Source organism: Flavobacterium sp. 9 (genome assembly GCF_002754195.1).
Classification (GTDB): domain Bacteria; phylum Bacteroidota; class Bacteroidia; order Flavobacteriales; family Flavobacteriaceae; genus Flavobacterium.
Map to the genome: position 1 here is coordinate 4938605 of NZ_PEEU01000001.1, position 26189 is coordinate 4964793.

The following is a 26189-nucleotide window of genomic DNA, read 5'->3' on the forward strand; positions in this document are numbered from 1 at the left end:
AATGAATAGAATTACGCAGCTTTTTAATATAAAATATCCAATTATTCAGGGAGGAATGATTTGGAACAGTGGTTATAAATTAGCTTCAGCAGTAAGTAATGCTGGAGGTTTGGGACTTATTGGTGCAGGTTCAATGTATCCGGAAGTTTTGAGAGAACATATTCAGAAATGCAAAAAAGCAACTGATAAACCTTTTGGGGTTAACATTCCGATGTTATATCCAAATATTGAAGAAATCATGAATATTGTAGTTGAAGAAGGCGTGAAAATCGTTTTTACTTCGGCAGGAAATCCTAAAACATGGACTTCTTTTTTAAAAGAAAAAGGAATTACAGTTGTACACGTTGTGAGTAGCAGTATTTTTGCTCTAAAAGCACAAGAAGCAGGGGTTGACGCAATTGTTGCAGAAGGTTTTGAGGCTGGTGGACATAATGGACGCGATGAAACAACAACGCTGACTTTGATTCCGATGGTAAAAGAAAAGATTCAGATTCCGATTATCGCTGCTGGCGGAATTGCTACGGGAAGAGGAATGTTGGCTACGATGATTTTAGGTGCTGATGGTGTTCAGGTTGGAAGTCGTTTTGCTGCATCGATAGAATCGTCTTCGCACGATAATTTCAAACAGACTATTGTGAATGTTAAGGAAGGTGATACGCAATTGACATTGAAAGAATTGGCTCCGGTTCGATTGATTAAAAATAAGTTTTATCAGGACGTTCAGAGTTTATATGAAAGATGTCCTTCAAAAGAAGAATTGACAGAACTTTTGGGCAGAGCAAGAGCTAAAAAAGGAATGTTCGAAGGCGATCTTGAAGAAGGTGAACTTGAAATTGGTCAAATAGCGGGAATTATCCATGAAATTTTACCAGTAGAACAAATTATTAAACAAATGATGGCCGATTTTGAAATTGCTTCCAAAGAAAAGGCTAAATTTGAGTTTTAATTACCTGCAAGAATATTATTATGAATACTATACGCATCTCTTTTTTGTTTCTTTTTTTGGCTTTTGGATTGCAACAAGTTCAAGGTCAGTCTTATCAATTTAAAACATCAGGATTTAGTGTTTTAGAAAAAAATGAAAAAGGAAAATGGGGCGAATGGTCTAATCTTGATTTGGTAAATCTATCTGTTATCTTAGATACTAATAAACACCGAATTGTAGTTTATTCGATGGAAATTCAGCTTTTTAATATTGAAGATTATATCGAAAGAGAAGAAAATGATACTGATATCGTATATTCTTTTATGTGTAAAGATAATGATGGGAAAAATTGTAAACTCTCTATAATAACCCGCAAAAAGCAAGATTACCGCAAACAACTTTATATTAACTACGACGATCATATTATTGTGTATAATATTTTTAGCGTGTAGCTAATAGGCTTATTGATCCTGAGCATTAATTATGAAAATAAAATATTTCACGGCATTTTTATTATTTCTAACGGTATTAAATGTATCTTCTCAAGAATGGAAACAAAACTTTAAAATTGTTGAGCCTGTCAGAGCAAGAGATAATGATTTTGGGTTTTCTGTTGCAACTTATGATGGTTATGCTGCTTACGGTGCTGATCAGGTAGATATTGGTGGTGTCGAAAATTCTGGTAAAGTTTATATCGCAAAGCAAGATTGCGATGGTTGGACGATATATCAGGAGCTTTCACGACCTGATGCAAGAAATTATTGTGGTTTTGGCTCGGTATTATTTATGGAAGGAAAAACACTTGCAGTTGTAGGTTGTGACCCTTCTGTTTCCTATGGAAATGCGGTCTATATATACGAAAGAGATACTAATGGTCAATATATATTTACGCAGAAAATAGCTAGGGATGAAAATTCTTTATACGATAATTACGGTTCTAGGATTGCTATATCAGAAAATTTTATGGTCATAGGATCATCATATAATAGCACAGATAGTAATTTAAATAATTATTTGGAAAATGCAGGAGCAGCTTATATTTTTTTTAAAGGTACTGATGGAGTTTGGACATTGGTGCAAAAAATTGTTGCTAGTGATAGAGAACGACGAGATACTTTTGGTAATTCTGTAGCTATTTATAAAAATACAATTGTAGTTGGAGCAGTTGAAGAAGGGACTAATTGGGCGGGAGCTGCTTACGTATTTGAAAAAAATAATGATTCTAACACATGGCGAGAGACTAAAAAACTAACTGCTTACGATTTTAGAGGGCTTCAGGATAGATTTGGTGAAATTGTAAAAATTAATGAAAATGGTATTATAATTTCAGCTCCAAGTGAAGATGATTACGATTCTGATTTAAGTGGAGATGGAGGAGGTTCACTTACTTCATTAGGTTCGGTTTATATTTTTAAAAAAAATCCAAGCGGGCAATGGATTGGTAATCAAAAAATAAGAGCTTCTGACGGCTCAGCTAAGATTTTTGGTTTTGGTAATCAGATGGAACTTTATAAGAATCATATTGCTGTAAGGGCTAGTGAATATGAATATGATACAAAGGGAAATTTATCAAAAGTTTTTGGACGCGTATATATGTTTAAAAAAGGAGTTAATGATATTTGGAATGAATATCAAACTGTACAGTCAAATATAAAACGCAATAGTGACTGGTTTGCTGGTTCAATTTCCTTATATGAAAATGATTTGTTTGTAGGTGCATTTTGGGATGCTTTAGATGCAGATGGTCAAAATTATATAGGTTACGCGGGAACAGTTTATATTTTTAATACTTATGATTATGTAAATACACAAAAACCAATATTAAATACTATTCCGGTTTTAACATCTTGTGCTGATTTAGGAAACGGTTTTTCATCTCATTTTGATATGTCATCTATTGAAAAAGATTTGGTCGAAAATCCTGAAGATTTTGTCTTTTCTTATAAAGATCAATTAGGTAATAATCTTTCATCACCTTTGCCTCTTAATTATTCTAATAAATATCCTTATAACGAAAAAATTAGTATAAGAGTTGGAAATAAAAATAATCCAAGCTGTTATAGTGAAACTAAAATTGAGTTAAATACTATTTCTTCTGTCAGTTTAAATGCAATTCCAGAGTTTAAAGAATGTGATTACAATGGAACAGGATATGCAGTATTTGATCTGTCAAAAATTAATTCTCTTTTAGTAGATGATACTTCTCTATATGATTTTTCGTACTTTGATTATAATAACAATGATATAAGTGTTTTTATAAACGAATCGTATAAAAACGCTGTTAAAAATCATGAAGAAATAACTGTTAATGTTACTTCAAAAAGCACCTCTTGTACAGCCATAACAAAAATAGTTTTAAATGTTTCTAATGCAGGTTTAGATTGTGAGATTATTGATACTTATGATATTCCTAAGTTTTTTACTCCAAATGGTGACGGGATAAATGATCTTTGGGAGATTAGCGGATTAGAAAATAAAATATACACTTTGTATATTTACGATAGATATGGAATGTTGTTAAAAACGTTGGGTCAGAATTCCGGATGGGATGGAAATTTTCAAGGAAGACCTTTGCCAGCCTCAGATTATTGGTTTCACATAGTTTTCGAAAATGGAATTGATAAAAGAGGGCATTTTGCATTAAAAAGATAAAATTTGTTTGTAAACGGTTCTCACTAGTATAGAATTTTCAATACATAAATAAATAGTATCTTAGATCTTCAGTAAACCAATAACTTAAGATATGAGTCAGGAGCAAATTAATTTAAAAAGAACGGCAAGAATTACTGGTTTTATCTATTTACTTATTGCTATAACAGGTGTTTTTGGGATCATGTATGTACCAATGCAATTAATTGATTCCGGTAATTTACCCTTAACAATGCGAACTATTTTACGTCATGAATTTCTCTTTCGTGCCGGTATTATGAGCAATTTGGTTTGTCAGACTTTATTTGTGTTTTTAGTTTTGCAGCTTTACAAATTGTTTCAGCAAGTGAGTAAACATTTGTCCAGAACTATGTTTGCCCTAGTAATTGTTGGAGTTCCAATTGCGTTCGTAATTATTTTCAATCAGTTGTTTGCTTTATTGTTATTGAAAGAAAATTTCATGAGAAGTTTTCCACCTGCTCAATTGCAATTATTAGTAATGGCATTTCTAAAAATGTATAATTACGGAAATGTCGTTATCGGTATCTTTTGGGGACTTTGGTTAATTCCTTTTGGACAATTAGTTTATAAATCAGGATTTATGCCTAAAATTTTAGGAATATTATTAATTATCGGTGGATCAGCTTATGTACTTGATGCATTTGCATTTGTGTTATTCCCAAGTTATCATTTTTCTGTAACAGGAATTATTGTTGGTTTGACATCTTCTGTCGCGGAGTTTGGAATGGTTTTTTGGTTGTTGATTAAAGGAGTTCGAAAAGTTGGTGCTTAAAGCGTAGGAAAGAAGAAAGAAGCAAGAATTTAGAAGAAAGATTAAAAAAACTGAATATATATAGAACCCATTTTGCCCATTTATTTGGTTATAAAATGGGTTCTTTTTTTATAAATGGATATCACGATAGCTTATAAATATTCGGTGTAAAAATATTTTTTGAAATACAGATTTATTTTAAAGTACTAAACTAAAATAAACTATATTTGAACTGTTAAATTAATTTATATTCGATCGCTTTTTAGTTAAAAAGTATTGTTGAAATTATGGATTAATTAAAAATATCAGTAAATCAAGAAAAAAAACTAACCAGTAAACACTGCGCATGAAGAAACTTTACTCACTATTACTATTTATCGTTGTCGGAATTTTATCAGCAAATGCGCAAGTCGTTGACGAAACATTTGTTCAGCCAACAGCTTACAAGGCTGCGAAAATAACTGTTATAAAAGAACTTTCAGATGGTAAGATTTTACTTGGGGGAAATATTCAGTTTTTTAAGGAGAAAAAAGTTAGTAATCTTATCCGATTAAATGCGGATTATTCACTTGATGAAACTTTTGTTTTTAATGGAGATCCTAAGTCGGAAATTAAAGATGTTAAATTTCAAAGTAATGGAAATATTATAGTCCTGACGACGATAGATAATTTTGGATTTGCTGATTACTTTAAGTTGTATCAGCTTAATGCAAATGGTGAGACTTTAAAAGAAGTTAGTACTATATTTAATGCTACAGCTATTGCAGTTCAAGCAGATGATAAAATATTGGTTACTGGTGGAGCAATTGGATATTATGATTTTACCAGTTGTTATTTAAAGAGATTTAATAGTGATTTTTCTTTAGACGAAACCTTTAAAAATGATTTAGCTTTTAATGCTTCAACAAATAATGTTCTTGTTTCAAGCAATGGAATATATGTGGGAGGATTGTTTACTGCTATAGATGGAATTACTAAAAACAGTTTGGTAAAATTGAATTCTGATGGTGTAATTGATACAACATTTGATGTTGGAGCGGGCGCAAATGGTTCTGCTTTTTCAATGACCCTTCAAGATGATGGAAAAATAATAGTTGGAGGAAATTTTTCGCATATTGTTGACGGTTTGCCATCTAATAATATGTGCCGATTAAATCTGGACGGTTCAATCGATACAAGCTTTTCTGCTCAATATTATAATTATGCAAATTCTGTGATCACTATAAAGGATTCTCATTTATATGTTGATGCAGGAATAAATGACGGGACTACTTTTGGTTATCATCTTATAAGGTTAAAACCAGACGGATCATTAGATGAAAATTTTAACCGAATTAAATTGAATGAATTTGGAGGTGATTATTTTGTCTCAAGTTTTGTGAATGGAAAGATTTTTTATAATAATTCGGAGTACACAGGAAACAGATATGGTATTTCAATATCCGATCTTGAAGGAAATGCAATTGATGCTTCTGAATTGAAACCAAGTAAACCCGGGAGTTTTCAAGCTGGTAGTTATTTTGATGGAAAATTAGTGGTAAAAGGAGATTTTGTAAAAATAAATAATGTCGAAACATATGGCATTGCTTTATTAGATGCAAACGGAGATGTTGACGAATCATTTGTTTTTCCAACATATCGTGGTGATATTAAGCAAATTCAAGTAGTTAATAATAGTGTTTTTGTAGGAACCAAAACTCAATTTATAAATCTTGATGCTAATGGTAAACTTATAAAAGATTTTAATTTTAAAGTAGATTCAGATTTGTTGGAAATACAGCAATTTAATGTATTTGATAATGGCAAAATTTTATTAACGGATCAATGGAATTTAGTTTTACTAAACGAACAAGGAATACAAGAATCTAAATTCATATTAAATTCTGACTCAAATTTCTGGATCACTAATCTTAGATTTGAGATGCAGAATGATAAAGTACTTTGTGCAGGTCAGTTTGAAAGTTTTGGTGCAGGATATCGTCCAAAATCTAAATTAATGAGATTTAATATTGATAAAACAATAGATGAAAGTTTTAATACTAATGTTGGAGCTGATGGAGCAATTAATAGAATAAATATTTTAGATTCAGGAGAGATTATAATCGCAGGAAACTTCTTTAATTATAATAATGTTTCAGTTCCAAATCAGATCGTTAAATTATCAAAGGATGGGGAAATGGATCTTAAATTTAATGAAAATCTAAGTTTGTATCACATAGGTTATAGTGAGTATCATGATTATCGTAAAATTGAAGTAATAGATGGAGTTATTTATATTACAGAAGGAGATGCAAAAGTTACTGCAATAAATCTTGACGGTACACTTAAAAAAGATTTTGAAATGCCTGCGGTAATAGATAATATAACAGATCTTGTTGCTGTAGAAAATAAGGAAGAAACTGCTCCAAAAACGGATCGTAAAGCTACTTTAGAAAATAGTACAAATAATTACATGTTTGCAATGGGAACGACGAAAAGTACAACAGGAGTATCGTCAGTTATTGTAAAAGTAAATCTTGGAAAATCAGGTTCATTGTCTGTAGGTCCTACACCAGAGAAATTAGCTTCTAAAGTCCAGGTTTTCCCGGTTCCGGTACAAGAGAAATTGAATTTGTCGTTTTCAACTACAATTTTACCAAACAAGATTTCAGTTTATTCCGCAAACGGAAAAGAATTATATACTGCGAAAGTGCAAAGTGCAGACAATCTTGAAGTTGATATGTCTCAGTTTTCTTCGGGAATTTATTTTGTAAAGCTTTTTTCTGATTCAGGAGTAATTACAAAGAAGATAGTTAAGAAGTAAAAAGAAAATAGAATAAATAATAAAATCCGATAGCTTTTTAAAAAGCTATCGGGTTTGCTATATAAAAAAAAAAACTTAGTCCCGAAGCCTCGAGATAGAATCTCAGTTCCTCAGAACCTTTTTTTTAAGAATCAATATCTTTAATAAACTCGTCATATTCTAAATAGAACATTTCAAGAGCATTCATTTTTTCAAAGAAGAAATCAAAAATTGTGTCCCAATTATTACGGTTGCTAAAACCTACACCTTGTTTTTCGATCCAGATTCGGCTTATGGTTTTACCGCTTTCTAAAGTATAGTTTTTTTCAAAGACCAAATCTTTAATGAATTCTTCCTCAAGAATGTTTTTCAAAGCTTCTATTTTTTCAAAATAGGCAGTTCTTTTTTCATCATTTCGGGGTTCAATATCAATTAAAACCTGTGCTTTTTTATTGTCAACATAAAATTTAAAAGAGAAATCTTTAATTTTAGTATCATAAAGTACCCATTTACGTGGATATTTTTCGGCGAAAGCCACCCAAAATTCTCTTTTTATTCTCTGTGATTCTTCTTTACTGTACATTTTTGAAAGTTTGTATAGTCGTAACTATTTAATATTTGAATTTAGGATTATTTACGTGTAGAATGTGCTGCTAGATTTTTGATAATCAGAAACAGATGAATCTAACGTTCCGTTGGGCAAATTTACACTAAATATTTAGAACAAATTTCCAGACCTAAAATGTTTTTATTGCGCTATTTCTGATAGGATTTTCGAACTACAAGCAAAAAATATTTCTTCTGTAAAATTTTGATTTTGATTGTCTTGACTTTGAATTTATAGTTTTTGGTTGTGTTAAAACTTGTGAACTGACGATTTCTAGAGTATATTTATATTTTATTTCAAATAACAAACGTCCTTTTTAATGGATTTTCAAGATTTTCTGCAACATGTTCCTGATTTAATTCCAGTTGAATTACCGGCACTTTCGTCACATCTAAAAATGGCTCCAAAAGAAAGAATAGAGTCTTTGAAGAACCATGATTTTAAAGCCGAAAATGCAAGAATTGCTGCCGTTATGATGCTTTTTTATCCAAAAAACGGAAAAACGCATCTGGTTTTAATTGTAAGAAATGCATATAATGGAGTTCATTCTTCGCAAATTGCTTTTCCGGGAGGAAAATATGAAACGACAGATGCAAATTTTGAAGAAACAGCTTTAAGAGAAACACACGAAGAAGTAGGAGTGATGCCAAATAAAATTGAAGTTATTAAGCATTTTTCTCCAATGTATATTCCGCCAAGTAATTTTTTGGTACATCCGTTTTTGGGAATTTCAAAAGACGAACTCTCTTTTTATCCGGATGTTAGAGAAGTTGCAGATATTATAGAATTGCCATTATCCGTTTTTTTGGATGATGAAATTATCATCGAAGCCACATTGTCAACTTCTTACGGAAACAATATTTTAGTTCCTGCATTTAATATTCAAAATCACATTGTTTGGGGAGCGACCGCAATGATTTTAAGTGAGTTGAGAGATGTGCTGAAAACGACTTTTGAGGAAAATTCGTAAAAACATAAAATTAACAATTTGATATTCATTTAAATAACAAATTATTTCCGAAATTGTTTTGTATTATTGCTAAAAGAATAATTTTTGTATGTTTGCGTCCTAACAAAAAACACATTAAAGAGCTATGGGATTGTTTAAACGAAATCCTTTTGGACATATATTATTCATCAAAAAATGGTTAATCCGTGTTTTGGGTGCCATGACGCATAGAAGATATAGGGGTTTCAATGAATTGCAAATCGAAGGATCTGAAATCATTAAATCACTTCCGGATACAAATGTTTTGTTTATTTCAAATCATCAGACTTATTTTGCCGATGTTGTAGCTATGTTTCACGTGTTTAACGCAAGTTTAAGCGGACGTGAAGATAATATTAAGAACATTGGTTATTTATGGCAACCTAAAATGAATATTTATTATGTTGCTGCCAAAGAAACGATGCAAGCTGGTTTATTGCCACGAATTTTAGCTTATGTTGGAGCAATTACTGTCGAAAGAACCTGGCGTGCAAAAGGTGTTGATGTTACTGAAAAACGTGAAGTTAACCCAAATGACACCGAAAATATCAGAATTGCATTAGAAGATGGTTGGGTAATTACGTTTCCTCAAGGAACTACAAAATCGTTTAAACCTGTTCGAAAAGGAACTGCGCATATCATCAAACAGCATAAACCAATTGTAATTCCTATTGTTATTGACGGTTTCCGTCGTTCGTTTGACAAAAAAGGATTGCGTATGAAGAAAAAAGGAATCCTACAATCATTCATCATCAAAGAACCTCTTGATATTGATTATGAGAACGATACTATCGAAGAAATTGTAGAAAAAGTAGAATACGCAATTGAGCAACATCCATCATTTTTAAAAGTAATTCCAGCCGAAGCAATCAAAGTTGAGGAAGAACTTAACGAAATGAGAAGATGGAGTTACAAAGGACCAGAAGAATATTAGATTTTAAAATTTTGTTTCAGGTTTTTAATATTTGTTTGAGGTTTTTAATTGTTTCAAGTTTCAGGTTGAAAAAAACTTAGTCCCGAAGCTTCGGGATAGCAATTCGGAATCTTAAAAGCATCTATAATTAAAAGAGTTTTAAGTTTTATGCTTTTTCAAGTATCAAAAAAAACTTAGCCACTTAGTACCTCAGAATCTTAGAAGCTTTAAAAAAAGACCTTTGAACCTTTGTACCTCTGCAACTTTGTACCTTTTTTTAGAAATCTATCTTCTTCAATTCCTTATAATTAGCATATAATCTGCGTAATAGAGTTCCGTATAGCAATCTGTAAAAGCACCAGAATAGCCCGAAGAAACCTAGTATAACCAGAATTAAGATTCCCACGGTTACAAACATTGCTTTTCCGTTTATGGCTAGTTTTTCTCTTAAAAATGCCATGTCAGGATTGTAGACAAATGCAATAAAGAAGCTTAAAATAGCGGTAACGACAATCATTCCCAGATTATACCATACATAATATTGAACTGTTTTTCTGGTTCTTAAAATCGCACTCATTAAAGATTTTGTTGCGACAGTTGTTGTAATTGTTTTGTAGTTTTTGTAGAAAATGAAAACAAATATCAATACCACTACATAATTGAAATAAGTTAAAAACTCAAGTGCAGTTACGATTTCTGGATGATTTATTTTTTGCAAAACATCATCGGTATTGATAAATAAGTTGGAGAAAGTCCAAAATGAAATCTCCAAAATGCTGATAATTAAAATCCACTTCACGATCGAAGACGATTTTTTGTGAATCATTTTGTAGATCTCTGTTTCAGAAATTTGTTGAAAAGAATCCGAGTTCTTTTTCCAGTCTTTTTTTAGTAAATCCAGTTCTTTCATAATAATTTTTAAGGATTTAGTATTTTTTTAAGTTTCCCTTTAATTCTGTTCATTTTCACGCGCGCATTCACTTCGCTGATTCCTAAGGTTTCGGCTATTTCTTGATAATCTTTGTCTTCTAAATACATAAAAACTAATGCTTTTTCGATGTCATTAAGCTGATAAACTGCTTTATACATCAATTTAATCTGTTCTTCCTCTTCATAATTGTAATCGACATCTTTTACAAAATGCTGATGGCTTTCATATTCAACTGTCGATACGGTTCTTTTGGTTTTTCGGTATAATGTAATGGCTGTATTTAAGGCAACGCGATACGTCCAGGTCGAAAATTTACTGTCGCCTCTAAATTTTGGATACGCCTTCCATAATTGTATGGTGATTTCCTGAAACAGGTCTTTATGAGCATCTTCTCCAGCAGTATATAATCTACAAATCTTGTGGATTATATTCTGATTTGCCTGCAATTGCGCAACAAATGACTGTTCTAGATTTTCGCTCATATTGTATTAGTAGTACTGAAACTAATTTTGTTACACTATATTATCTTTTTTTAGCGACGAATTTCACAAATTTCCCGAATTATGATTTACTTGTTGATTGTGATTTTTTACTATTTTATAAATTCGTGACAATTTGTGAAACTTGTGGCAGGCTTTTATAAAGGTCTGGTTTTATAATAATTCACCATCAAATCTACAAATTTGCTGTAACTATCCATGCCATCTTTTTGATTGTTTGTTTTAAGAAAATTATCGTAGAAAATCTGAAATCCGGTTTCGATTGGAGTTTGGTATTTTTTCCAAAAATCATAACTTTCCTGATAGTTTTTTAAAATTCCCCCATGAACAGATTTCTTCAATTGCTGAAATATTTTCTCATTCTTGACTTTCCAAATGCTTAAACAATAATGTAATGTAAAACTGTAACCGGAATATTTATAATATAAATCATTGTTGTTTACTGTTGCTAAAACACCAATAAAATTGCATTCACTTTCGCTGGCAAAACCCATTTGGTGTGCCATTTCATGACAGCTTGTAAGCGGAAAATTATACATTGGCAACAAATCATTTACCTGAGCTTCATTTGTAAACGGATTCAAATAACCTCCAAAACCCATATAAGTTAAAGGCAAGCTAAAAAGAGATTTTTTGATACTTAAGGTTTCGTATTTAAAAAAAGAATGTTCTTGTGCAAGATTTTTATATCCCTTTAAATTTATTTTGAAAGCTTCGTTTTGTGAGTATGGAAAAACAATTCTGGCGCTGTCATTCTTCGTAATTTGAAACTGGATTTCGTTTGTTTTGGTAATTAGTTTTTTAGTGAAAGCTAATAATTCAGCATCATTATATTCTTTTTTAATGTTCATTTTTTCAAAAAGCGGTTCTCTGTAATAATTTAATGCCCAAAGCAAATGAAAGAAAAAGTAAAATACCGAAAGACAGCTTAAAGATTTCAGAAGATTATCTTTCCATTCAGTTTTCCATGTTTTTCTAACTTTCCAAAACCATCGAATTACCAATAAAATTAGAATCGAATAAATACAATCTCCAACCGAAAAAGGAATTTTACCTAAAAGTGTTCGTGAAAAGTGAGATATTTTTAAATACAAACCATTGCTGTAAAAGCTTTCGATAAATTCCGGAAAAAAGGGAAGAATCTTTAGAATGATAATTTGAATTAATAAGAATAAGGGAAGTATGTGTTTTCTTCGCACGGTTTTACTTTTTGGTTAAAAATAATAATTAAAATATTAGTTCACTTTCTTTTTTGTAAATTTGTTATTCAATAAAAAGGATAATGACACAAATCACTTTAAATATTCCGGATAATGAATTGTCTTTCTTTATGCAATTAATAGAAAAGTTTAATTATGAAACTGTAATTAATGAATTTTCTGTTACTGAAGAAATGAAAAATTTGTTAGATGAAAGAAGGTCAACTTCAAAAGTTGATGATTTTATTCCTTGGAATGAAGCAAAAAAGCAATTGCATTTTAAATCAGGTAAATGATTTTTGAAGTTGTAATTGAGCCAAGAGCACTTCTGGATATACAAGATGCTATTGGTTATTACGAGTCTAAGAAAAATGGTTTGGGTGAGTATTTCTACCAGGTTATAGAACATCATATAGAAACCTTAACTAAAAATCCTTTCTTTCAAATTAGATATAAAGATTACCACGGTATTCACACGAAAAAATTCCCATTTATTATCTTTTATTTCATTGACGAAAAGTTGAAAACAATTTATATTTTATCTGTTTTTAATACTTCGTTGGATTCCTCAAAATATCCCAAGTAATATCTAAATAAACATTCAGCAAATACTCCTAAAAGTACTTGTTGAGTAAATTGGTTTTGGAAAATTTTAATGTATTTCCCAGTGAAAAAGAGTTTAAACTTTGTAACTTTGGAACTCTTAATTGTTAAACTTCAAACAAAATATAATGAGTCAAGAAATAAGAAATCTGGAGCCTAAAGCGCTATGGAATAAGTTTGCCGATTTAAACGCAGTTCCGCGTCCGTCAAAGAAAGAAGAGCGTGTGATTGAGTTCATGAAAGACTTTGGAAATAGCTTAGGTTTAGAAACTTTTGAAGACGAAATTCGAAATGTAATTATCCGTAAACCTGCAACTCCGGGCATGGAAAATCGTAAAGCAATTGTAATGCAGGGACACCTTGATATGGTGCACCAAAAAAATGCAGATACTGTTTTTGATTTCGATACACAAGGAATTGATATGTATGTAGATGGTGACTGGGTTCGCGCGCGTGGTACAACTCTTGGTGCTGACAACGGACTTGGAGTAGCGACAATTATGGCTATTTTAGAAAGCAAAGATATTCCGCATCCGGCAATTGAAGCATTGTTTACAATCGATGAAGAAACTGGAATGACGGGAGCGTTAAACTTAAAAGGAGGAATTCTTCAAGGTCAGATTCTATTGAATTTAGATACAGAAGAAGATGATGAAATTGACATAGGTTGCGCGGGTGGAATCGATGTAACAGCAACAAGAACTTATCATGAAGAAGAAGTTCCGGAAGGATCAGTTGGTCATATTATTACCGTAAAAGGTTTAAATGGCGGACATTCAGGAATGGATATCAATAAAGGTTTAGGAAATGCTAATAAAATCATGAACCGTTTGTTATTTGATGCTTTTGAAAACTTTGGTTTGCAAGTGGCAGAAATTAACGGTGGAAGTTTAAGAAATGCAATTCCAAGAGAAAGCGTTGCAAAAGTTATTATTTCTGAAATGTTTGATGAAGCGTATATTTTTGATATGCAGGAAATCATCAACGATATTAAAGCAGAATACAAAACAACGGAACCAAATTTATCTATCGAAATCGTGAAATGCGATTTACCTGCAAAAGTGATGGATTTAGGCGTTCAGGAAGGAATTATTCGTGCTATTTATGCTGCTCATAACGGTGTTTACAGAATGAGCGCAGATATGGCTGATTTGGTTGAAACTTCAAATAATATTGCCAGAGTTATTGTAAAAGATGGTGAAATATCTGTTGGATGTTTGACACGTTCTTCTTTAGAAACTTCAAAATTTGATTTGGCTAATTCTCTTCGTTCTGCTTTTGAATTAGTAGGTTGCGAAGTAGAACTTTCTGGTTCTTATCCAGGTTGGACACCAAACGTAAATTCTGAAATATTAGATACTTTGGTAGGAATTTACGAGAAACAAAATAACGAAAAACCAAAAGTAGTTGCTTGTCACGCTGGTTTAGAATGTGGAATTTTAGGGACTAATTATCCTGATATGGATATGATTTCTTTTGGACCAACAATTCACGGAGCACACTCACCAGATGAGAGAGCAAGTATTTCTTCAGCTCAAAAATATTGGAAATTTGTATTAGAAATTCTTTCGAATATTCCAGTTAAATAATAGTAATTCAGTGTTCAGTTTTTTTAGTTTTCAGTTATCTGATAACTCAAAAGCTGAACACTTTTGCTTTTAATATATCCACTGAATTCTAAATTGGAGACTATTGGTCACGCCTGTAATTCCGTCCTTTTCAAGATTACCAATTCCGTAAACCATTCCTGCTTTCCAGTATTGAGTTGCCCACCAGTTAAGTCCTAAATCATAACGATTATTAACTCCACCATGAATTTCTTTGGTTTCAAGGTCGTTTGCACCAACACGCGAAAATATTTCCCAAGCGCCGTATTTTCCTGTTGGTTTAATTCTTCTTGCATAAGCTGCTTTTTGATCATAAGGACGTTGTTCTCCGCTTAAAACATAACTTCCGGTTACGTAATATCCGCTAAATTGTTCTGTGCCAAAATCGTTTGTTGCAGTCCAGTTGTGAACATATTCCATTAAGACCGAAAAATTATCCAGACTCCATAATTGTTCCATACTTAAATTCCATTGATGTTTGGCATTCATGTTTCCCGTATCAACATAATTAGAAGATATATTCGATTCATTTTTGCCTTTTAATCTAATTACGCCATCTTGTGCTTCTACATAACGTGCGCCAATAGCGACATGCATAAATTCTTTTCCTTCATTTTGCCATTTTGGTAATCCGGTAATTCTTGCTGTAAAAGTATTGCTGGTGCCTTCAAAACTTTTGTCGCTTGTGGGCCAATTTTTGAATACACCTCCAGAAATAGTTAGTCTGTTATCGAGAAGGTAATGACGATAAATCAGTCCAATATTCCGACTATTAAAAAAGGGGTTTAATAATCTTTCAAAATGAGGTAAATTGGCAGCGTCACCAACCATTTCATAAATAAAAGTCTCTTTGAGTTTCCCAACGTTTAGTTCGCTGTTTTTCGATAAAGGAATTACAATTTTAAAATCGGTAATACCAAGATTATTTGACTCATCTGGTCGATCGAATCCCTTATATTCAACACTTATTAAGTATTTCCAGGGATTTTTAAAATTGATTTTTCCGCTAACCATAACTCTGGCGCTTCTGATATCAAATCGGCTTTCTTGCGAACCAACTTGATTTTTACTGTCTTGATTTTGAAAATTTGCGTTGTAATCTAAAATAGGAGCGAAGCCTAGTTTTGCTGAGAACCATTTATTATGAGTTCTTGACCATTTCATTCCTTTACTGGTAGGATCAGGAATAAGATAATTTTTAGTAGAATCTGCCAAGACTTGAGTTTGAGAATCGTCTACTAAATCAGTATGTTGAGAGAAGCTTTTGCCGCTTAAAAAGAATAAAAACGACAAAAGTGTAATTTTTAAAATGTAATTCTTCTTCATTGCTTCTAATTTTAAATTATCGATATATCTAAAATTCTGCACTGAGAATTGAGTCTCAGTTTTCAGTTTCAGTATTCATTATAAATACTGAAAACTGCGACTGGAAACTTAAAAAGTTTAATCTCGTTTAGGAGAATTTTTCTTTTCCCTTTTTTCTTCTTTCTTTTCTTTAGCCGTTTTTAACGGTTCTTTTTTTGCTGTTTTTTTAGCATCCTGACTCTTTGCCATAATATTTTGATTTAGATAATTAACTTATTTTAAGGTAAATATAAGTTCTATTTTTGGGTTTATATTAATTATTTTGCTGATATACTTCAATTGAGTCTTTCGCAAGTCTTTCTTTAAGCCATAATTTTATTTTTTGCTGAGTTTGCAAATCCATATTTTTTTTGCTTTGATACAGAATTACGGGAATCACTTTAGGCTTATTTGCATCGTTTTCGATTGTATAATTACCAATTGCAAGAGAAGTTAAGGTGGGGAATAATATTTTAGCTTCATTACTAATTTGATTCGTATTGAATTGATATTGTGATAACTCAGTTCGGAGATTATTGATGAGAATGTCTTTTTGATCAACAACACTTTGGTTGCTATTAATTTGATTCATAATGTCTTTTCTTAAGTTAATTGTGTCTTGTCTGATAATCAATTTTGTATTTGGTAAATCATAATTGACTAGTTTTTTGTTAAGATCAACAATTTCGGTGTCACTAAATTTTTTGGCTAAAAATGCCAATTCGATTCTTTTGGGATCTGTATTGTATCTTATTTTTTTATAAATAATAGGATAATCATTATCAAGAAATTCTTTTTGGATAAAAACTTCTGTTCTGGAATTATAGCTTTTTTGAATGTATAATTGGTAGGCAAAATAAATACTCGGAATAATCAAAAGTAAAATCATAATGGTAATACCATATTTTACACGTTTTTGATGTTTTAGATCTAATTGTTTTGTAATGGGATAATTCAAATATTTTACGATAACAAAAGTCGCGATACAAATAAATACACAATTGATTGTATAAAGATAAAGCGCACCAAAAAAATAGAGATAATTACCTAAAGCCAAACCATAACCGGCTGTACAAAGCGGAGGCATTAATGCGGTTGCAATGGCAACACCAGGAATCGGGTTTCCCTTTTCGACACGAGTTACGGCAATTACGCCTACTAAACCTCCAAAAAAAGCAATTAAAATATCATAAATATTGGGAGAAGTTCTCGCTAATAACTCAGATTGTGCTTCTTTAAAAGGGCTTATATAAAAATAGATCGCCGACGTTGTTAAACTAACAACCGTTGCAATCAATAAATTTTTGACTGATTTTTTTACAAGTTCAAAATCATACATTCCTAAACCAAAACCAGCGCCAACAATTGGTCCCATTAATGGCGAAATTAACATAGCGCCAATAATCACTGCTGTCGAATTTACATTTAGTCCTACTGATGCAATAATAATTGCGCAAGCTAAAATCCAAATGTTAGAACCTCTAAAAGATACAGCACTTGTAATATTTTCAATTACTAGTTTTTTGTTTTCTTCGCCTTTGTGAAGATCAATAAAATTTAGAATTTTTTGTGTGATATCAGTCATTTTACGCTTTGTGATTATTTTCAGAATCTAAATTTCGATAGAAGTAAGGGAATCTAATTTAGTCAAAAAAAACGTGAAAGCCTACATTTATTAGAGTAAGTGTTGCGATGTAAAAAGAGAAAGGTTTTTATTATTTCGAAAAAGGCATAAAAAAATCCTCAATTTTAAAGATTGAGGATTTGTATATTTTGATTTAAAAGTAAAGTTTAATTCCTTTTTAAGACTTTATATTGTTCATAACAACCACTAATTGCGTCCATGATTTGTAAATCATTTGCTGATTGGATAAAAGAATCAGAATAATTACAACGCTGTAAAATTTCAGGAATTTCATCTTTGCTAATACCTAAAAGTACAGAAATGGTTTCGCGATCATACTTTGATTCTAATAAATTTCGAATAGTATCATCTTTCTTCATGTCCTTTAATTTCCTGAGTTCTTTTCCGTTTTTTCCAAAGAAACCATAAAGTACATCGGCAGGATTAAAGATGGATCCTAATACTTTTCCAAATGCATTTGGAGAATATTCACCCGCTTCATAACCTTGTGTAAGGCCTGAAATACTATAACGATAGTTTTCTTTGGTTGGAATCAATTTTGAATCGACTTCAAGATATCCTGTCAGATTAAAAGGAGCAATTACAACTTCTTCAAGTGCGATTGCTTTTTCAGTAAGCTGAATTCGCGTTACTTTATTTTTTATCCAGTCATTCGTAACTCTAATTCTTAGAGATTGAAATCCAAGTATAGAAAAATGAATAGTATCATTTGGCTGTACATCAATTTCAAAATATCCTTTAGCATCAGACATAGCGCCCCGCACTTTGTTGGTGTTGATGATATTTACGTTGGCAAGAGGTTGTTTACTATTATCGTTAATGATGTAGCCGGACACCCTTTGCGGAACTGTGGATTCTGTGTCTTGCGCAAAACCAACGGCTGATAGTAGTGTGAAAAAGAAAACTGCGAAATATTTCATATCCTGATTTAAAGCACTAAAAGTAGTAAATCGGGATTAAATATTTCGAAGTATTCGAATATAATTATCAGAAAATTAACAAAGACAGCAGTGTTGCTTTTAGTATTTAAATAAAAAAGGATAAGGAAGATTAAAATACAAAACTCATTTATAGTAACTAAGATTTCTAATGTAAAAAAAAATCCCAAATTCCAATTATGTCTGGAATTTGGGATTTTGTATTTTAAGATATTAAAGTCTTAATCTCTTCTTGGTCTTCTTGGTCTTGGTGAATCACCAAAGCTTTCAGAACGTCTTGGAGCTCTGTCTGAACTTCCTTCGCTTCTTGGAGCTGAACTTCTAAAACCACCTTCTCTTTTTGGAGCAGATGAATTTCTGTCGCTTCTGAAACCACCTTCTCTAGGAGCAGAGTTTCTGTCGCTTCTGAATCCGCCACCACCAGAACCTTCACGTCTTGGACCGAAACTTCCTCCGCCTTCACGTCTTGGACCTCCAGAAGAACGTCCACCACCGCTACGACCATTATGGTCACGTCTTCCGCCACCATCATTTTTAGAAATTTCAACATTAATACGACGTCCTTCTAATTGTACGTTGTTTAATACTTCCATTACTTTATCAGTATGCTCAGGATCAGTGTTAAAGAAAGAGAAACCTTCTTTTACATCTACTTTGAAAACGTCATCACGACCTAAGTCTAATGTTTCTTTCAAGTAATCTTTAAGTGTCATCCAATCGAAGTTGTCTCTTGAACCGATGTTTACAAAATAACGAACTGCTCCATTATTATTGAATTCTCTTGGCTCAGAATCAGTTCTTTCACGTCTTTCAGAAGATTGATTAGAGATATCTCTGTTCTTTTTGTAGTAAGCAATAAAACGGTTAAATTCTACTGAAACCATTTTCTTGATCAATTCTTCTTTAGATAAACCTTCAAGAACATTGTTGATTGCTGGTAAATAGTTGTCAATTTCGTGATCAACTTCAGTATCTTTAATTTTGTTTGCTAAGTGCAACAATTGAATTTCGCAGATTTCGATTCCAGAAGGAATAGATTTTTCTTCAAATTTTTGTTTGATGATTCTTTCGATAGAAGAAATTTTACGCAACTCACTTTTTGTAACAATTACAATAGAAGTTCCTAATTTTCCAGCTCTACCAGTACGTCCAGAACGGTGATTGTAAGTTTCAATTTCGTCAGGAAGTTGGTAATTTACTACGTGAGTAATATTATCAACGTCAATACCACGTGCAGCAACGTCAGTAGCAACAAGCATCTGAATTTGTCTTCCACGGAAAGATTTCATTACACCATCACGTTGCGCCTGAGATAAATCTCCGTGCAATGCAGCAGCGCTGTATCCATCTTCAATTAATTTTTCAGCTACAGCTTGTGTATCTCTTTTAGTACGACAGAAAACCACAGAAAAGATATCTGGATTAGCATCGGCTAAACGCTTCAAAGCTTCGTAACGATCACGTGCATTTACTAAGTAAAATTCGTGAGAAACTGTTGCAGAACCTGAGTTCTTAGCTCCAACAGTAATTTCAACTGGTTCGCTCATGAATTGTTTTGCAATTCTTGCAACCTCTTGTGGCATAGTTGCAGAGAACAACCATGTACTTTTTTGATCTGGAGTATCTGATAAAATAGATACGATGTCTTCATAGAATCCCATGTTCAACATCTCATCAGCTTCATCAAGAATACAGTAATCTATATTTTTAATGTTAACTAAACCTCTGTTGATCATGTCTTGCATTCTCCCCGGAGTTGCCACAATAATTTGTGCACCTCTTTTAATTTCTCTGGCTTGCTCTGTAATACTAGCCCCGCCGTAAACTGCTACCACATTAATACCTTTTTCGTATTTTGAGTAGTTTTTAAGTTCGTTGGTAATCTGTAAACAAAGTTCTCGTGTTGGCGATAAAACTAATGCTTGTGTGTTTCTATTGTCAGCATCAATTTTTTGAATTAGCGGAAAACCGAAAGCTGCCGTTTTCCCTGTCCCTGTCTGAGCCAACGCAACCATATCTGTGTCTTTTTCCAATAATAGGGGAATCGCCTTTTCCTGTACCTCTGACGGATTTTCAAATCCTAGATCTAAAATCGCCTTCAGTAACGATTCATTCAATCCTAATTGTTCAAATTTATTCATATGTGTTTTTAAAATAGGGTGCAAAATTACTGTTAATTATTCAGATAAACTAATGCTATTTTAAGAATTATGTATTTGTTATGATTTGATTATCAAAAAGTTATGTTTAATGTAAAATGATTTTTACAAGATATTGGAGAAATTTCCAAAAAAAAACGTCGTGAAATATAAAATTCCGACTCTAAAATGTTGTATTTTAAACAATTATTTTGTTGAGTTCAGAAAATCAATCAGTTGCTGAGTTGCTTTTCCACGATGACCAATTTTATTTTTGATTTCTAAAGGCAATTCGGCAAAAGTTTCAGTGTAATTTTCCGGTTGAAAAATTGGATCATACCCAAAACCTTGATTTCCTGTTTTTTCCAAAGTAATATTTCCTTTAACAATTCCGGTAAATAAATGTTGTTCTCCTTTTATATTTAATGTAATAACGGTCTTGAACTGTGCGCTGCGATCTGATTTGTCTTTCAAAGCATCCAAAAGTTTGTTCATATTATCATCGGCATTGCGTTGTTTGCCGGCATATCTGGCCGAATATACGCCTGGTTCTCCATTCAAAGCTGTAACTTCCAAACCTGAATCATCAGCAAAACAATCGTAACCATATTTTTCAGTTACATAATTGGCTTTCAAAATCGCATTTCCTTCAATAGTATCAGCAGTTTCTTCTATTTCTTCAAAACAGCCAATATCTTCAAGACTTAATAACTGTATAGATCCGTTTAGAATACTTTGAATTTCTTTAATTTTATTTTGATTGTTTGATGCAAAAACGAGTTTCATAATATTGAATTTAAAGGTACGACAATTTTTGAAACACAAATTTAGAATTCTTATATTTGATAGTTGCCCAAAAAATAAAAATAAATGGAGATATCCGCACTATATAAAAAAATTACGCCTTTCGTCAGACCCTATCGAAAAATGGTAATTGCAACGCTGCTGCTAACTTTTTTGGGCTCATTTGCAGCACAGGTAAATGCATTGATATTAAAATATACCGTTGATACGATTAGTAATTTAATGGTGGCGCATGAACCATTATCTAAAGGATTTCATTTATTAGGTATAATAAGTATTGTTTTGCTTTCTAAAGAATTGATTTATTCAGTAGTACAATTTGGACAGAAATTCTATGGAGAAAAACTACGAATCTTTATAACCCGAGATATTTCGCAAACCATTGTAGAGAAAATTCTAAGCTATAGAATGGAATTTTATACGTCAGGCGAAAATGAAAGCGGAAAACTTCAAACCCGAATTGATTTAGGAATCAGTAGTTTGACAAAATTGGTTCAGAATTTCTTCATTGATATTATGCCATTGTTTGCCAATGCGTTTGTGGCTTTGATCTTGATGTTTTATGCCAATTTTTATGTCGGTTTGGTGAGTTTATTTATTATCCCAATTTATTTTTATGTTAGCCAATTACAAGCCAGTAAATTAAGTGGCTTTAGAAGAAGAATGCGTAATTATCGCGAAACAAAGAATAACGGAATCATTAGTTTAATTGAATCCATAACGGTAATTAAATCCTTTGTGCGAGAACCAATGGAAGCAGATCGCCATCAGAAAATTCAATTTGAGATGACCGAAAATCAATTGGCGACAAGAAAAACCAGTTTTATTTTTGAAAGCATTAAAGGTTTTATTGAACAAATAGGCGTTGTAATTATCATCATACTTACTGCTTATTTTGTTTTGAATAATAAAATGACAATTGGCGCGATCATGTTTCATATTATGCTGTTTAATAATGTTTCGTCACCAATCAGGCAATTGCATCGTATTTATGATGAAGTAAATGACGCCTTGATTTATTCAGAAGGTTTCTTCGATATTTTAGAATCAGAAAATGAAAAAGAAACCAGCGGAACTTATATTCCTGAAAAAATTATTGGATTGATCGAAGTCAAAAATGTTGATTTTGCTTATCCAAATGGAACCAAAGCACTTTCGGATATTAATTTCACTATAAAACCCAATGAAACAACCGCTTTGGTTGGTTTAAGCGGCGCCGGAAAAAGTACCGTTATTAATTTATTGGATAAGTTTTATTTGCCGTCTTCAGGGAAAATTTATTTAGATGGAGTTGACTTAAACGATTATGATACTGATTTTCTGCGAAAAAATATTGGATTAGTTTTGCAGAAAAATCACATTTTTAAAGGCACAGTAGCAGAAAATATTCTCTACGGAAATCCTGAAGCCACAGAAACTGAGATTATAGACGCGGCAAAACAAGCTTACATTCATGAACAAGTAATGCAGTTGCCAAAAGGTTATGATTCTGATGCGCATTTGCTTTCCGGCGGACAACAACAACGAATCGCGATTGCAAGATTGTTTCTAAAGAATCCGCCAATTATTTTTTTAGATGAGCCTACAGCAAGTTTAGATGCAATTGCAACAGAGCAAATTAAGAAATCATTAGACGCAATAAAAAAAGACAGAACGGTAATTATTATTTCGCATAGTATTTCTCAAATTATCGATGCTTCACATATTATAGTTCTAGAAAAAGGAAAATGTATCGAACAAGGTGCGCATGATGAACTTTACGATAACAAATCTGTGTATTATGACATCTTTACTGCAATGGCAAATAGTTTGAATATTGATAAAATAACGCAGACACTTGATTAATTTGTCTTATGGTAATTGTAATCGCCAATCTTTGTCATTCTGAGGAACGAAGAATCTCCGTAAGTAGCTCGACAAAGATTGGTCTTTGCGAGGAACGAAGCAATCTCACTTGCTTAATCTCTCAATAACTCTTCTTAGTGTGGTTGCTTCGTTCCTCGCAATGACAAGATTGTTGATTATGATTGCGAGGTTTGCGCTAAACCCGACAGGTTTTTAAAACCTGTCAGATTTACAAGAGCGTAAAGAGTTTGATAAAGTTAATGCTTTATAAAGCTTTGTATTTTAAAACAATTCTTTCAATACTAGAAACAACAACAATTCCAAACGTATAAGCCAGAATATCACTCCACAGAAAGCCTTGTCCAAGAACATATCTTCCAAAAAGGGTTTTTCTAAGTCCTATCATCCAGTTTCCTTGATAGAGTTGTAGAAACTCGATGCTGTAACATATTAATAAAGGAGTAATTATAATGTATAAGATTTTCTTCTCCGGAAATAGGATTCTTATTAAGAAGTAAATCATAACAGCATATAGAAAATCGCCAATAATTAAAGGTACTTGAGGAATTTTTCTTGACATGATTCCAAGAAAAATCGTCATTAGAAATAAAATGGAATAATAGATTCTGGATTTTTTCAAGTTTCAGTTTTAGTTGGTATCGTTTGTACTTTTTTGGGTAAACAAAAATACAAAGATTCGGATTGGTTCGACTTATTTTATAAATTTATCAATTCTATAAACTACTATCAAAAAATAACCACATGAATACAAGATTTACAGCGCTGATTTTGACTTTATTTCTTTTGGGAAATATAAGTTATTCTCAAAAAGATAATTCCTTTAATATTAAAAAGCAGTTTGAATATTGCGCAACTCAGGCTTCTGAGACTTTAAAAGTGATTCCGAATGATGGAACTTCTCCCAGAAGTATTCCAACAGGAAGCAAAGAATGGAAATTTGTTGATTATAAAGATTGGACGAGTGGTTTTTGGCCGGGAGAATTGTGGTATTTATATGAAGCAACTGGAGATAAAAAATGGGAAAAAGAAGCCGATAAATTCAGTGAGTTTTTAAAACCATTGTCTGTAAGCAAAGCAAATGATCATGATTTGGGTTTTCAGATTTTTAATAGTTTTGGAAATGGATATCGTTTGACTAAAAATCCCGCTTATAAAGATGTTATCCTAAAAACTGCCGATACTTTGGCAACACTTTTTAATCCAAAAGTTGGAACTATTTTATCATGGCCGCATAATAAATATGGTGGACATAATACGATTATAGACAATATGATGAATTTAGAATTGCTTTTTTGGGCTTCTAAAAACGGAGGAAATAAAGAGTTGTATGATATTGCTGTCAAACACGCCGAAACTACCATGAATAACCATTTTAGACCTGATAATTCGGCGTATCATGTATTGATTTATGACTATGAAACCGGTAAGAAAATAAAAGGAATTACAGCCCAGGGTTACAGCGACGATAGTATGTGGGCGAGAGGTCAGGCGTGGGCGATTTATGGCTTTACGATGGTTTACAGAGAGACAAAAGATCCTAAATTTTTAGATTTTGCTCATAAATTAGCACGCGTATATCTGGATAGATTGAAAACGGATGATTTAATTCCGTATTGGGATTTTAATGCACCGGGAATTCCAAATGAGCCAAGAGATGCTTCGGCGGCGGCTATTGTATCTTCGGCACTTATTGAATTGAGTTCTTATACAAAAGATAAAACTTTGAAAAGTGAATATTTAACGAAGTCTAAAAAAATGATTATTTCACTTTCAGATCATTATCAAAGTCATGATGTAAACTCAGCTTTTTTGCTTCATTCGACAGGACATAAACCAGCCGGAAGTGAAATTGATTGTTCTATAAATTATGCAGATTATTATTATCTTGAAGCACTTTTAAGACTTCAGAAACTAAAATAAAATATTATGATTAGAAAAATAAGCCAAATCTCGTTTGCTATTATGGTGGTTTTGATGCTGATTAGCTGCAAGAACACAAAACAAAAACTTCAGGAATATGTTGTTTCTTATAATGCTGCTGCCAAAAGTTTTAAGGCTGATCATGTGACGCTTACAACTGCGAGAGGATATATAAATGACAATAAAATTGAATTGCGTTTTGAAACTGATTTAAAACAAGAAGAACCTAATAAAATAGCGTCGAATATTGTGTTTCCTAAATTGTTAAGTGATATGATAAAGAAGGATCAGATTCCTAAAGAATTAATTGAGGAAGGAGTGCAATTTGATGTGTATTTTTTGGCCGATGATAATACAGTTTTGGCAAAAAAGATAATTAATAAGGAAGAATTGGCTGAATTAATGAAATAACAAGTCGATTTATGTTTATTAAAAAGTCTCTTTAATTTTTTAAAGGGACTTTTTTTTGTTTTTAATACTACTTTTGAATTTTGGTTCTAATTAAGTTGTAGTCAAATAATTATATTTTTTATTTTTTATAACGAATGTTGTTTTTGTGTTATAAGTTTGTTATGTTTGAGTTAAAAAATAACCTAAAAACCAAAAAATTATGAAAAAAATTACCCAAATCGCATTTCTTTTTGCATTTGTATTGTTGCTTGTAAGTTGTAAAAACACGAAGCAAAAAATTCAGGAACATGTGAGCAATTATAATACTACATCTTCTATAAAAGGTGGAAATGTAGTTAGTACAAGTGCCAAAGCATTTTTGAATGACAATAAGATTGAAATAAGAATTGAAACTAATTTAGAAGGTACACCTGCAAACAAACTGGCTTATCAGGAGACTTTTCCGGGTTTGCTGAAAGAAATGATTAAAAATGATCAGATTTCTCCGGAATTAATCGAAGAAGGAGTAAAGTTTGATGTGTACTTTTTATCTTATAATAATATTATCCTTGCACAGCAATTGGTAGATAAAGAAGAATTGGCTGTTTTAGAAGGTAAAGCTGCTGCAACAACTGGTAAAGAAACGGCGAAACTTTAATTTGAAATAA

24 protein-coding genes are annotated in these 26189 nt (G+C 32.0%); 14 read left to right on the forward strand and 10 right to left on the reverse strand.

Going from position 1 to position 26189, the window contains the following annotated elements:
* Position 1 precedes the first annotated feature (1 nt).
* From CLU81_RS20530 to CLU81_RS20550, 5 genes are all read left to right on the forward strand, one after another.
* Entirely contained in the window at positions 2 to 946 is a 945-nt protein-coding gene (locus CLU81_RS20530) for a nitronate monooxygenase family protein (RefSeq protein ID WP_099711505.1), read from the forward strand.
* A gap of 20 nt (positions 947 to 966) precedes the next feature.
* Entirely contained in the window at positions 967 to 1377 is a 411-nt protein-coding gene (locus CLU81_RS20535; protein WP_099711506.1) for a hypothetical protein, read from the forward strand.
* Between the two features lie 31 nt (positions 1378 to 1408).
* Positions 1409 to 3577, forward strand: coding sequence for a T9SS type B sorting domain-containing protein (locus tag CLU81_RS20540; RefSeq protein ID WP_099711507.1), 2169 nt, complete (start codon positions 1409 to 1411; stop codon positions 3575 to 3577).
* A 91-nt stretch (positions 3578 to 3668) separates the two neighbouring features.
* The gene (locus CLU81_RS20545; protein WP_099711508.1) at positions 3669 to 4367 is read left to right on the forward strand and encodes a DUF4386 domain-containing protein; all 699 of its coding nucleotides are present in this window, start codon (positions 3669 to 3671) and stop codon (positions 4365 to 4367) included.
* Between the two features lie 325 nt (positions 4368 to 4692).
* Complete coding sequence (locus tag CLU81_RS20550; protein WP_099711509.1) at positions 4693 to 7149, forward strand: T9SS type A sorting domain-containing protein; 2457 nt, start codon at positions 4693 to 4695, stop codon at positions 7147 to 7149.
* 124 nt (positions 7150 to 7273) lie between these two features.
* Here the strand turns inward: CLU81_RS20550 and CLU81_RS20555 are convergent, their stop codons facing one another.
* Positions 7274 to 7711 (reverse strand): DUF4268 domain-containing protein, encoded by a 438-nt coding sequence (locus CLU81_RS20555; RefSeq protein WP_099711510.1) that lies wholly within the window; start codon positions 7709 to 7711, stop codon positions 7274 to 7276.
* Positions 7712 to 8054: 343 nt separating this feature from the next.
* On the opposite strand from CLU81_RS20555, the gene CLU81_RS20560 reads away from it, so the two are divergent.
* Positions 8055 to 8705 (forward strand): CoA pyrophosphatase, encoded by a 651-nt coding sequence (locus CLU81_RS20560; RefSeq protein ID WP_099711511.1) that lies wholly within the window; start codon positions 8055 to 8057, stop codon positions 8703 to 8705.
* Between the two features lie 124 nt (positions 8706 to 8829).
* Positions 8830 to 9657 (forward strand): 1-acyl-sn-glycerol-3-phosphate acyltransferase, encoded by an 828-nt coding sequence (locus tag CLU81_RS20565; protein WP_099711512.1) that lies wholly within the window; start codon positions 8830 to 8832, stop codon positions 9655 to 9657.
* Positions 9658 to 9913: 256 nt separating this feature from the next.
* Here CLU81_RS20565 and CLU81_RS20570 read toward each other — a convergent pair whose 3' ends face one another.
* The 3 genes from CLU81_RS20570 to CLU81_RS20580 all read right to left on the reverse strand — a co-directional run bounded on the left by CLU81_RS20570 (position 9914) and on the right by CLU81_RS20580 (position 12266).
* On the reverse strand, positions 9914 to 10546 hold the full coding sequence (locus tag CLU81_RS20570) for a hypothetical protein (protein ID WP_099711513.1): 633 nt from the start codon (positions 10544 to 10546) through the stop codon (positions 9914 to 9916).
* A gap of 8 nt (positions 10547 to 10554) precedes the next feature.
* Positions 10555 to 11049 (reverse strand): RNA polymerase sigma factor, encoded by a 495-nt coding sequence (locus tag CLU81_RS20575; RefSeq protein ID WP_068843197.1) that lies wholly within the window; start codon positions 11047 to 11049, stop codon positions 10555 to 10557.
* A 155-nt stretch (positions 11050 to 11204) separates the two neighbouring features.
* On the reverse strand, positions 11205 to 12266 hold the full coding sequence (locus tag CLU81_RS20580) for a DUF3810 domain-containing protein (protein WP_099711514.1): 1062 nt from the start codon (positions 12264 to 12266) through the stop codon (positions 11205 to 11207).
* A gap of 83 nt (positions 12267 to 12349) precedes the next feature.
* On the opposite strand from CLU81_RS20580, the gene CLU81_RS20585 reads away from it, so the two are divergent.
* The 3 genes from CLU81_RS20585 (at position 12350) to CLU81_RS20595 (ending at position 14458) form a co-directional block, all read left to right on the forward strand.
* On the forward strand, positions 12350 to 12562 hold the full coding sequence (locus CLU81_RS20585; RefSeq protein ID WP_099711515.1) for a hypothetical protein: 213 nt from the start codon (positions 12350 to 12352) through the stop codon (positions 12560 to 12562).
* The gene (locus tag CLU81_RS20590) at positions 12559 to 12852 is read left to right on the forward strand and encodes a type II toxin-antitoxin system RelE/ParE family toxin (RefSeq protein ID WP_099711516.1); all 294 of its coding nucleotides are present in this window, start codon (positions 12559 to 12561) and stop codon (positions 12850 to 12852) included. The genes CLU81_RS20585 and CLU81_RS20590 overlap by 4 nt, the downstream gene beginning before the upstream one ends.
* A 145-nt stretch (positions 12853 to 12997) precedes the next feature.
* Positions 12998 to 14458, forward strand: coding sequence for an aminoacyl-histidine dipeptidase (locus tag CLU81_RS20595; protein ID WP_099711517.1), 1461 nt, complete (start codon positions 12998 to 13000; stop codon positions 14456 to 14458).
* Positions 14459 to 14527: 69 nt separating this feature from the next.
* Here CLU81_RS20595 and CLU81_RS20600 read toward each other — a convergent pair whose 3' ends face one another.
* The 5 genes from CLU81_RS20600 to CLU81_RS20625 form a co-directional block, all read right to left on the reverse strand.
* Entirely contained in the window at positions 14528 to 15802 is a 1275-nt protein-coding gene (locus CLU81_RS20600) for a porin (protein ID WP_099711518.1), read from the reverse strand.
* A gap of 292 nt (positions 15803 to 16094) precedes the next feature.
* Entirely contained in the window at positions 16095 to 17405 is a 1311-nt protein-coding gene (locus CLU81_RS20610) for a DUF389 domain-containing protein (protein ID WP_099711519.1), read from the reverse strand.
* A gap of 206 nt (positions 17406 to 17611) precedes the next feature.
* Positions 17612 to 18385: a carboxypeptidase-like regulatory domain-containing protein gene (locus CLU81_RS20615; protein WP_099711520.1), complete on the reverse strand. Its 774-nt coding sequence runs from the start codon at positions 18383 to 18385 to the stop codon at positions 17612 to 17614.
* A gap of 239 nt (positions 18386 to 18624) precedes the next feature.
* Positions 18625 to 20544, reverse strand: a complete 1920-nt coding sequence (locus tag CLU81_RS20620; RefSeq protein ID WP_099711521.1) for a DEAD/DEAH box helicase — start codon at positions 20542 to 20544, stop codon at positions 18625 to 18627.
* A gap of 204 nt (positions 20545 to 20748) precedes the next feature.
* Positions 20749 to 21327 (reverse strand): non-canonical purine NTP diphosphatase, encoded by a 579-nt coding sequence (locus CLU81_RS20625; protein WP_099711522.1) that lies wholly within the window; start codon positions 21325 to 21327, stop codon positions 20749 to 20751.
* Between the two features lie 84 nt (positions 21328 to 21411).
* Here CLU81_RS20625 and CLU81_RS20630 point away from each other — a divergent pair, with 84 nt between their 5' ends.
* On the forward strand, positions 21412 to 23190 hold the full coding sequence (locus CLU81_RS20630) for an ABC transporter ATP-binding protein (RefSeq protein WP_099711523.1): 1779 nt from the start codon (positions 21412 to 21414) through the stop codon (positions 23188 to 23190).
* A gap of 265 nt (positions 23191 to 23455) precedes the next feature.
* Here CLU81_RS20630 and CLU81_RS20635 read toward each other — a convergent pair whose 3' ends face one another.
* The gene (locus CLU81_RS20635; protein WP_233209740.1) at positions 23456 to 23830 is read right to left on the reverse strand and encodes a DUF2809 domain-containing protein; all 375 of its coding nucleotides are present in this window, start codon (positions 23828 to 23830) and stop codon (positions 23456 to 23458) included.
* 122 nt (positions 23831 to 23952) lie between these two features.
* Between CLU81_RS20635 and CLU81_RS20640 the strand changes: the two genes are divergently transcribed.
* The 3 genes from CLU81_RS20640 (at position 23953) to CLU81_RS20650 (ending at position 26179) form a co-directional block, all read left to right on the forward strand.
* Complete coding sequence (locus CLU81_RS20640) at positions 23953 to 25131, forward strand: glycoside hydrolase family 88 protein (RefSeq protein ID WP_099711525.1); 1179 nt, start codon at positions 23953 to 23955, stop codon at positions 25129 to 25131.
* A 6-nt stretch (positions 25132 to 25137) separates the two neighbouring features.
* Positions 25138 to 25542 (forward strand): hypothetical protein, encoded by a 405-nt coding sequence (locus tag CLU81_RS20645; protein ID WP_099711526.1) that lies wholly within the window; start codon positions 25138 to 25140, stop codon positions 25540 to 25542.
* Positions 25543 to 25741: 199 nt separating this feature from the next.
* Positions 25742 to 26179, forward strand: coding sequence for a hypothetical protein (locus CLU81_RS20650; RefSeq protein WP_099711527.1), 438 nt, complete (start codon positions 25742 to 25744; stop codon positions 26177 to 26179).
* Positions 26180 to 26189 lie beyond the last annotated feature (10 nt).